This is a genomic window from Kitasatospora sp. NPDC047058 (assembly GCF_040643935.1).
Classification (GTDB): domain Bacteria; phylum Actinomycetota; class Actinomycetes; order Streptomycetales; family Streptomycetaceae; genus Kitasatospora.
On sequence record NZ_JBEYVJ010000319.1, the window covers coordinates 1 to 8,179 of the forward strand.

General features: G+C 75.4%; 2 protein-coding genes. Both read left to right on the top strand.

Annotated elements, in window-relative coordinates; genetic code table 11:
- The coding region (locus tag ABZ885_RS31305; protein ID WP_360196029.1) for a phosphopantetheine-binding protein at window positions 1–655 on the top strand (655 nt) is incomplete at its 5' end.
- A 61-nt stretch (window positions 656–716) separates the two neighbouring features.
- On the top strand, window positions 717–8,179 hold a 7,463-nt coding region (locus ABZ885_RS31310), incomplete at its 3' end, for a type I polyketide synthase (RefSeq protein ID WP_360196032.1).

Sequence of the window (8,179 nt, forward strand, 5' to 3'; positions counted from 1 at the left end):
GGTCGCGGACGTGGACTGGGCGCGGTTCGCCCCGCCGTTCACGCTGCGCCGGCCCAGCCCGCTGATCGAGGGCCTGCCGGAGGTCGTCGCGGCGCTCGCCGGCGGCGCGTCCGACTCCGCCGCCGACCCGGACGCGGGCACGTCCCTGAAGCAGCAACTGGCGGGCCTGTCGCGGGCCGAGCAGAACCGGACGCTGGTCAAGCTGGTCCAGGCGCAGGCGGCCGCGGTGCTCGACTACGCGTCGGCCGAGGCCGTCGAGGCCACCCGGGCCTTCAGCGACCTGGGCTTCGACTCGCTGACCTCGGTCGAGCTGCGCAACCGGCTCAGCGCCGCCACCGGCCTGCAGCTGCCGGCCACGCTGCTGTTCGACTGCCCCACCCCGGTGGTGCTGGCCGAGTACCTCTGGAACGAGGAGTTCCAGGACGGCTCCGGCCCGGTGTCCCTGGTGGAGGAGGTCGACCGGCTCGGGTCGCTGCTGACCGGGGTGGCGCCGGACGAGAAGACGCATCAAATGATCACCGATCGCCTGCAGGGGCTCCTTTCCCAGTGGATGGAGGCCGGCGCCCCGACGGAAACCCAGGCGGTCGCGGAGAAGATCGGGTCCGCAACGGACGACGAGATATTCGAGTTCATCCACAAGGAACTCGGCAGGTAAGTGGTTGTCCGTGCTTGCGGATAGCAGGCTTGCTTTTCACGAACTGGAATGGTGAGATCCGATGGCGAACGAAGAGACTCTCCGCGACTACCTCAAATGGGTGACGACCGACCTCTACAACACGCGTCAGCGTCTGCGTGAGGTGGAGGAGCGCAGCCACGAGCCGATTGCGATCGTCGGCATCGGCTGCCGTTACCCCGGCGGCATCCAGGCTCCGGAGGATTTCTGGAATCTGCTGGCCAACGGGCGCGACGGGGTCGCCGGAATTCCGACCGACCGCGGCTGGGACATCGAGGAACTCTACGCGGATGACCCGGACGGCATTTCGCAGGTGCGCGAGGCCGGATTCATCGCGGACGCCAGCGGATTCGACGCCGGATTCTTCGGCGTCAGCCCGCGCGAAGCGGTGGCGATGGACCCGCAGCAGCGCGTGCTGCTGGAGGTCTGCTGGGAGGCGCTGGAGCGGGCGGGCATCGACCCGACCTCGCTGCGCGGTTCGCTCACCGGCGTGTTCGCCGGCGCCGCGCTGTCCGGGTACGGCTTCGGCACGGACGAGGACCTGGACGTCCACCTGATGACCGGGACCTCGACCAGCGTCATCTCCGGCCGGGTGTCGTACTCGCTGGGCCTGGAGGGCCCCGCGGTGACGGTCGACACCGCGTGCTCCTCGTCCCTGGTGGCGCTGCACCTGGCGGCCCAGGCGGTCCGCTCGGGCGAGTGCTCGCTCGCGCTGGCCGGCGGCGTCACGGTGACCGCCATTCCGATCATGTTCACCCAGTTCTCCAAGCAGCTCGGGCTGGCCCACGACGGGCGCTGCAAGGCCTTCTCGGCGGACGCCGACGGCATGGGCATCGCCGAGGGCGCCGGCATGGTCGTCCTGGAGCGGCTCTCCGACGCGCGGCGCAACGGGCACCCGGTGCTCGCCGTGATCCGCGGCTCCGCGATCAACCAGGACGGCGCGTCCAACGGCCTGGCCGCGCCGAACGGCCCCTCGCAGCAGCGGGTGATCCGGGCCGCGCTGGCCAACTCCCGGCTGTCCACCGCCGACGTGGACGTGGTCGAGGCGCACGGCACCGGCACCACGCTGGGCGACCCGATCGAGGCGCAGGCCGTGATCGCCACCTACGGCCAGGGACGCCCGGACGACCACCCGGTGTTCCTCGGCTCGGTGAAGTCCAACATCGGCCACACCCAGGCCGCGGCCGGCGTCGCCGGCGTCATCAAGATGGTGCTGGCACTGCAGAACCAGCGGATGCCGCAGACGCTGCACGCGCAGGAGCCGTCGCCGCACATCGACTGGTCGGCCGGCGACGTCCGGCTGCTGAACGAGGCCGAGGCCTGGCCCGCCGGCGAGCGGGTGCGCCGCGGCGGCGTCTCCTCGTTCGGCGTCAGCGGCACCAACGCGCACGTCATCATCGAGGAGGCCCCGGCCGAGGACGCCGAGCCCGCGGAGGCCGCCGACGCGGACGCCCCGGCCGAGCAGGACGCCGCCCCGGAGGCCGTGGCGCCGGTCGTCTCGGGCGCCGCGGCGTGGCTGGTGTCGGGCCGCTCGGCGGACGGGCTGGCCGCCCAGGCGGACCGCCTGCGCGACTGGCTCTCCGCCCGGCCGGAGCCGGCGCCGGCCGAGGTGGCGTGGTCGCTGGCGACCACCCGCGCCGCCTTCGAGCACCGGGCCGTGGTGCTCGGCGCGGACCGCTCCGAACTGATGGGCGGCCTCGGCCAGTTGGCCGGCGGCCTGCAGAACGCCTCGGTCGTCTCCGGGGTGGCGCACACGAGTGCGCGGTCGGTCTTCGTCTTCCCGGGCCAGGGCTCGCAGTGGCTCGGCATGGCTCGCGAACTCGCCGCCTGCAGTGAGGTGTTCGCCGCGCGGCTGGCCGAGTGCGAGGCCGCGCTGGCCCCGTACGTGGACTGGTCGCCCGCCGACGTGCTGGCCGGCGCCGAGGGCGCACCCGCGCTGGAGGCCGCCGATGTGGTGCAGCCCGTGCTGTGGGCGGTCATGGTGTCGCTCGCGGCGGTCTGGGAGGCCGCCGGGGTGACCCCCGACGCGGTCGTCGGCCACTCGCAGGGCGAGATCGCCGCGGCCACCGTCGCCGGCATGCTGAGCCTGGAGGACGGCGCCAAGGTCGTCGCCCTGCGCTCCCGGGCGCTGCGGGCGATCACCGGCATCGGCGGGATGCTCTCGGTGACCGAGCCGGCCGCCCGGGTGGCGGAGCGGCTCGGGCGCTGGGACGGCCGGCTGTCCCTGGCCTGCGTCAACGGCCCCTCCGCGACGGTGGTCTCCGGCGAGGTGGCGGCCCTGGCGGAGCTCCAGGAGGAGCTGCAGGCCGACGGCGTGCGCCAGCGGATGATCGCGGTCGACTACGCCTCACACTGCGCGCAGGTGGAGCGGCTGGAGGAGGAGATCACCTCCCTGCTGGCCGGCGTGACGCCGCGCGCCGGACGGATACCGATGGTCTCCGCGGTGACCGGCGAGCTGCTGGCCGGCGAGGAGCTGGACGCCGGGTACTGGTACGCGAGCCTGCGGGCCACCGTCCAGTTCGACCGGGCGGTGCGGACCCTGGCCGCCCTGGACCACCAGGTGTTCATCGAGGTCTCCCCGCACCCGGTGCTGATCGCGCCGATGACCGACACCCTGGAGGAGGCCGCCGTCGACGCCGGACCGGCCGTCAAGCCCGGGGCGGTCTGCGGCACCCTGCGCCGCGACGACGGCGGCGCGGCCCGCCTGCTCACCTCGCTGGCCGAGGCCTTCGTGGCCGGCGTGGCCGTCGACTGGGCGAAGGTCCTGCCCGCCGCGGACCGGGTGGAGCTGCCCACCTACGCCTTCCGCCACGAGCGGTACTGGCCGAAGGGCATGCTGGCGCTGCCCGGCGCGGCCAAGACCGGCGACGGGGACCCGGCCTCGCTGGGCCTGGGCTCCGTGAGCCACCCGCTGCTGCGCGCCGTGGTCGAACTGGCCGGCGAGGCCGAGCTGGTGTGCACCGGACGGCTGTCGCTGCGCACGCACGCCTGGCTGGCCGACCACGCGGTCGGCGGCGTGGTCCTGCTGCCGGGCACCGGCTTCGTCGAGATGGTGGTGAGCGCCGGCCACCAGGTGGGCTGCTCGCTGATGGAGGAGCTGACGCTGCAGGCGCCGCTCGTCCTCCCCGCGGACGGCGCCGGCGTCCAGGTCCAGGTGGTCGTGGCCCCGGCCGACGACGAGGGCCGGCGCCAGGTCGACGTGTTCTCCCGCCCCGACCGCCCCGAGGAGGAGCCGGTCTGGGTCAAGCACGCCGCCGCGGTGATCGCCCCCGCCCAGGCCGCCGCCCGGGCGGAGGAGGACCTCGCCGTCTGGCCGCCGCGCGGCGCCGAGGCGCTCGACATCAGCGACCTGTACACCGTGCACCTGGCCGACATCTACGGCCCGGCGTTCCAGGGCCTGCAGGCCGTCTGGCGCCGGGGCGAGGACATCTTCGCCGAGGTCGCCCTGCCGGAGGAGGCCGGCGACGCCGGCGCGTACGGGCTGCACCCGGTGCTGCTGGACGCGGCACTGCTGGCCGGCGTCGTGGCCGAGGCGGCCGACGCGCAGGAGTCCGGGGACGGCGGGCAGGGCCAGATCCGGATGCCGTTCGCCTGGACCGGCGTGGAACTGCACGCCGCCGGGGCGCCGGTCCTGCGGGCCCGGCTGCGCCGGGACGCCCAGGGCAGCCTGACGCTGACCGCGGCGGACGCCACGGGTGCCCCCGTGGTGTCGGTGGCCTCGCTGATCACCCGGCCGGTGTCGCCGGACCAGCTGCGGGCCGGCGGCGACGAGTGGATCCGCGACGCGTTCTTCACCGTGGAGTGGGCCCCGCTGGCCCAGGGCGCCGTCCAGGACGGGCCGTGGGCGCTGGTCGGCGCCGACCGCTTCGACCTGGCCGGGCAGCTGGCCGCCGCCGGGGTCCCGGTGCAGACCTACACCGGCATCGCCGAGCTGGCCGCCGCCACCGGTGCGGGGGAGACCGTCCCCCGCGTGGTGCTCGCGTGCGTGGGCGGCGACGGCCCCGACGGCGTGACCGCGGCCGCCCGGCAGAGCGCCGGCGAGGCGCTGCAGCTGGCGCAGGAGTGGCTGGGCGCCCAGGAGCTGGAGCCCGCGCAGCTGGTGGTCGTCACCCGTGGCGGCATGGCCGTGCAGGCCGGCGACCACGTGGCGGACCCGGCGGCCGGTGCCGTCTGGGGCCTGCTGCGCTCGGCCCAGCTGGAGAACCCCGGCCGGTTCGTCCTGGCCGACCTCCCCGCCGCCGACGGCGAGGGCGAGGTCGCCGCGCTGCCGACCGTGCTGGGCAGCGGCGAGCCGGAGGTGGCCGTCCGGGACCGCAAGGGCTACGGCCGGCGCCTGACCCGCCCGTCGGGTGACCTGGTGGTCCCCGACCGGACCGCGGGCCCGGCGGAGCGGCCGGACGGCGAGGGCCTGCGGACGGTGCTCGTGACCGGTGGCACCGGAACGCTCGGCGGCGTCGTCGCCAAGCACATGGTGGCCACCGGACGGGCCGGCGGGGCCGTGCTGCTCAGCCGTTCCGGCCCGGGCGCCGCCGGCGTCGCCGCGCTGGCCGCCGAGGTCGCCGCGCTGGGCGGCTGGGTCCGGGTGGTCGCCTGCGACGTGGCCGACCGGGACGCGCTGGCCGGCGTGCTGGACTCGCTCCCGGCCGACTGCCCGCTGGGCTCCGTCTTCCACGCCGCGGGCGTCATCGACGACGGCATGGTCGACTCGCTGAGCGCCGAGCGGGTGGCGGCGGTCATGCGTCCGAAGGTGGACGCGGCCTGGCACCTGCACGAGCTCACGCAGGACGCGGACCTCGACCACTTCGTGCTGTTCTCCTCGGTGGCGGCGGCCTTCGGTGGTGCGGGCCAGGCCAACTACGCGGCGGCGAACGCCTTCCTGGACGCGCTGGCCGGCCACCGGCGGGCCGCCGGGCTGGCCGGCACCGCGCTGGCCTGGGGCCCGTGGATGCCCGAGGCCGGCATCGGCCGTGACCTCGACGAGGTGATGCTCCGACGGATGACCGGCTCGGGCCTCGCCGCCCTGAGCGAGCACGAGGGCCTCGCCCTGCTGGACCTGGCCCTGGAGCGGGCCGAGGCCATCCTGGTCCCGGCCCGGCTGGACAAGGCCGCCCTGCGCGCGCAGGCGGCCGCCACCGGCGTCCCGGCGCTGTGGCAGGTGCTGGCCGACGAGATCATGCCCCGCCGGGCGGCCGTCACCTCCGCCGCCGGCGCGACCGGCACCGGCGCCGCGGACGCGCTGAAGCAGCAGCTCGCCGGGCTGCCCGGCGCCGAGCGCGACCGGGTGCTGCTGGACCTGGTCCGCACCCACGCGGCCGCGGTGCTCGGGCACGCCTCGGGCGACGCGATCGAGGCGAACCGTCCGTTCACCGACCTGGGCTTCGACTCGCTGATCGCGGTCGAGTTCCGGAACCGGATGAACCCGGCGACCGGTCTGCGGCTGCCGGCCACCCTGGTCTTCGACTATCCCAACCCGGTCGCGCTCGCCGCCCTGCTGCGCGAGCAGCTCGCCGGGGACCTCTCCGACGTCGCGGAGCCCGCCGGCCCGGTGGCCACGGCGGCCCTGGCCATGGACGAGCCGATCGCCATCGTCGGCATGGCCTGCCGCTTCCCGGGCGGCGCGGCCAGCCCCGAGGAGCTGTGGCGGATGCTGGCCACCGGCACGGACGGGCTGTCGACCTTCCCGACCGACCGCGGCTGGGACCTCGACGCCCTGTACAACCCGGACGTCGACAACATCGGCACCTCGTACACGCAGGTCGGCGGGTTCGTCCAGGACGCCAGCGGCTTCGACGCCGGCTTCTTCGGGATCAGCCCGCGCGAGGCGCTGGCGATGGACCCGCAGCAGCGGCTGCTGCTGGAGACCTCCTGGGAGGCGCTGGAGCGGGCGGGCATCGACCCGGCCGCGCTGCGCGGCAGCCAGACCGGCGCCTTCGTCGGCGGCTACGGCTCCTCGTACCTGGCCGTCACCATGGCGGACGAGGAGGAGGTGGAGAGCCTCGGGGCGCACCTGATGACCGGCAACGCGGCCAGTGTGCTGTCGGGCCGGGTGTCCTACACGCTCGGGCTCGAAGGCCCGGCGGTGACGATCGACACGGCGTGCTCCTCCTCGCTGGTCGCCCTGCACCTGGCCGCCCAGGCCCTGCGCTCCGGCGAGTGCTCGCTGGCCCTGGCCGGCGGTGTCACGATCATGGCGAGCCCGGACGGGTTCCTGGCGTTCTCGCACGCCCGCGGTCTGGCAGAGGACGGGCGCTCCAAGGCCTTCTCGGACGACGCCGACGGCATGGGCATGGCCGAGGGCGCGGGCATGCTCGTGGTCGAGCGGCTCGCGGACGCCCGGCGCAACGGGCACCCGGTGCTCGCCGTGATCCGCGGCTCCGCGGTCAACCAGGACGGTGCGTCCAACGGCCTGACCGCCCCGAACGGCCCCTCGCAGCAGCGGGTCATCCGGGCCGCGCTGGCCAACTCCCGGCTGTCGACGGGCGACGTCGACGTGGTCGAGGCGCACGGCACCGGCACCACGCTCGGCGACCCGATCGAGGCGCAGGCGCTGCTGGCCACGTACGGCCAGGACCGCGGTGAGCGCGGGTCGCTGTGGCTGGGGTCGGTGAAGTCCAACCTCGGGCACACCCAGGCGGCCGCCGGTGTGGCCGGGGTGATGAAGATGGTGCTGGCGCTGCAGCACGAGCAGCTGCCACCGACGCTCTACGCCGACGTGCCGTCCTCGCACGTGGACTGGGAGGCCGGCGACATCCGGCTGCTGAACGAGCCGGTGCCGTGGCCCGCCGGGGAGCGGGTGCGCCGGGCCGGCGTGTCGGCGTTCGGCATCAGCGGCACCAACGTGCACGTCATCGTCGAGGAGGCCCCGGCCGCGGAGGCCGAGGCCGAGGACGCCGCGGGCGTGGACGACACGGCGGACGGCGTCACGGAGGCCGCCGGGGCCGGCGAAGCGCCGGAGACGGCGCCGCTGGTGTCGGGCGGCGGCGCCTGGCTGGTGTCGGGCCGCTCGGCCGAGGGGCTGACGGCCCAGGCGGGCCGCCTGCGCGAGTGGGCGGTGGCCCAGCCGGAGCTCGGGCCGGCGGATGTCGCCTGGTCGCTGGCGATGACGCGGTCGGTGTTCGAGCACCGCGCGGTCGTGGTCGGGACCGACCACGCCGAGCTGGTGTCGGGGCTGCAGAGCTTGGCCGCCGGCGTGCCCAGCGGTGCCGTCGTCTCGGGTGTGGCGCGGCCGGGTGCGCGGACGGTGTTCGCGTTCGCGGGCCAGGGTTCGCAGTGGGTCGGCATGGGCCGGGAGTTGGCGCAGTCGAGCCCGGTGTTCGCGGCGCGGCTGGCGGAGTGTGCGCAGGCGTTGGCGCCGTTCGTGGACTGGTCGCTGGACGACGTCCTTGCCGGGGCGCCGGGGGCCGAGGTAGTCCGCCGAGTTGAACTGGGTGCCCAGGAACCTCTACGCCCGGGTACCGGAGGGCCTCGCGCCGCGGCACGCCGCCTTCGGCACCGTCGGGTCGATCG